This is a genomic window from Algibacter sp. (assembly GCF_049667265.1).
GTDB lineage: Bacteria > Bacteroidota > Bacteroidia > Flavobacteriales > Flavobacteriaceae > Algibacter_B.
The window spans coordinates 1-1,659 of sequence record NZ_JBATHX010000369.1 but is presented as its reverse complement, the minus strand read 5'-3'; the positions used below and the strand labels follow the sequence as shown (position 1 = coordinate 1,659).

Genomic DNA, 1,659 nt, shown 5'->3' with positions numbered 1-1,659 from the left:
GTAATTTTGTGCATCTTTTTTATTGGCTAAATAATAAAATGTAATCTGTGGAATATAACTTGGAGTGCGAACAGGATAGGATTCTTCATTATACATCCTAATAATAATCTGTGGCGTTAACACAGCCATTAATTTAGAATCCTTTCGTTTCCGAACAATAAATGAAGGATTTACATTGGCCTCAAATAGCAAGGGTTCCAGATTGCCAATATCCGTTGGAAAGGTGATATAACTATCACTTTGATTAATCAGAGCTATTTTATAAAGATCTAGTTGCGGAAGTGGTCCGATCTTATTTTGTGAATACGCAAGATGTTCAGACAACAAAAGCAATACTATAAGCCAAATTTTTGCTTTCATTTATTTTGGATTTTTAAGCTGCTTGTTGATATAGAAAAAGGCAATAAGTGAAAAACTTAAAGTAACCAACATCCTAAAGATCATGGCTTTTACTGTTTTAGCTTCGTAAATGCCGCCATTGCCAATGTAAAACTGTAAAGCAACAAAGGCTGCAATTAAAATCAATAAGGCTGTTAAAAGCACCCAAACTGTCCACTTCACACGTTTTAAGAAGCCGTAAACAGCAATTAAGTACAATACACTGCAAATAAAGTTCGCCCAAACTATAAACAAGACATAGTTGCCTTCTTTCGCTCTAATACCAAACCAATCAAAAATTACAGCGCTGCTTAAAAATAAAGTGAGCAATGCAAACAAGGCTAAAACAATAGCACTTATGGTTGTAATGATCGTTCTATTTTTCATTTCGTATTGTTTTATTGTTCGCCTAACCACCATTTAGGTTTGACCTGCTTTTTAACCAGGCCAAACTTTTTAATGGAATACGTTTCTATATGTGTAATTAAATCGTCCACAGAATCGGTTACAAATAACAGTTTCATGTCTTCCGGACTGATGCTTTCATTTTCAGCCATTAAATGAATATGTTGACATAATTCTTTGTGATATTCCGAATCAAAAATTACCACCGGAAAGTCCTTAATAACTTTGGTTTGAATTAGGGTTAGTGCTTCAAACAATTCATCCAAAGTGCCCATGCCACCCGGCATAACAACAAAGGCGTACGAATATTTTACAAGAATGACCTTCCTTAAAAAGAAGTATGGAATATTAATCCATTTGTGCAAATACGGATTAGGCTCTTGTTCAAAAGGTAAGATGATATTGCAACCAACAGAATGCCCGCCGGCTTCAAAAGCACCTTTATTGGCAGCCTCCATAATACCAGGGCCACCACCGGTCATCACCGTAAATCCGGTATTTGATAAGGCAGCCCCAATTTTTACGGCATTTTTATAATGTTCGGAATCTTCTGAAAACCGTGCAGAACCAAATACAGTAACACACGGCCCAATAAAGTGCATTTTTCTAAAAGCCTTTATGAAATTAAAAAAGACATTAAAGGCAAAGGCTAATTCCTTATAACGAGATAATGGACCTCTGACAAAAAGGGATTCGTCTTTGGATAATTTGATATTTTTTGTTGATTTCATACCTCATATTTTAAGTCGTTTTTTTATAACTCCAAACCGCCAAGCCATTCATTACAAGTGCATACAGTAGTGTTTTTAATAATTGCGGCAGAATATCCATAAAGTTTGAGCCTTTTAGCATTACCATGCGCATTACTTCAACAAA

Annotated in this window: 2 protein-coding genes and 2 pseudogenes; all 4 read right to left on the bottom strand. The window is 35.2% G+C overall.

The annotated features are described in order from the left end of the window. A pseudogene (locus WBN21_RS12855) lies at positions 1-360 on the bottom strand (hypothetical protein); the annotation flags it as partial. Further along, positions 361-765 carry a hypothetical protein gene (locus WBN21_RS12850; protein WP_424200901.1) on the bottom strand — a complete coding sequence of 135 codons (405 nt, stop codon included), beginning with the start codon at positions 763-765 and terminating at the stop codon, positions 361-363. A gap of 11 nt (positions 766-776) precedes the next feature. Beyond that, positions 777-1,514, bottom strand: coding sequence for a TIGR00730 family Rossman fold protein (locus WBN21_RS12845; protein WP_424200899.1), 738 nt, complete (start codon positions 1,512-1,514; stop codon positions 777-779). 10 nt (positions 1,515-1,524) lie between these two features. Next, positions 1,525-1,659: pseudogene (locus WBN21_RS12840) on the bottom strand (ABC transporter permease); the annotation flags it as partial.

Coding starts and splice junctions, on each gene's coding strand:
- WBN21_RS12850 (WP_424200901.1), bottom strand. CDS start 765: ATGAAAAATAGAACGATCATTACAACCATAAGTGCTATTGTTTTAGCC.
- WBN21_RS12845 (WP_424200899.1), bottom strand. CDS start 1,514: ATGAAATCAACAAAAAATATCAAATTATCCAAAGACGAATCCCTTTTT.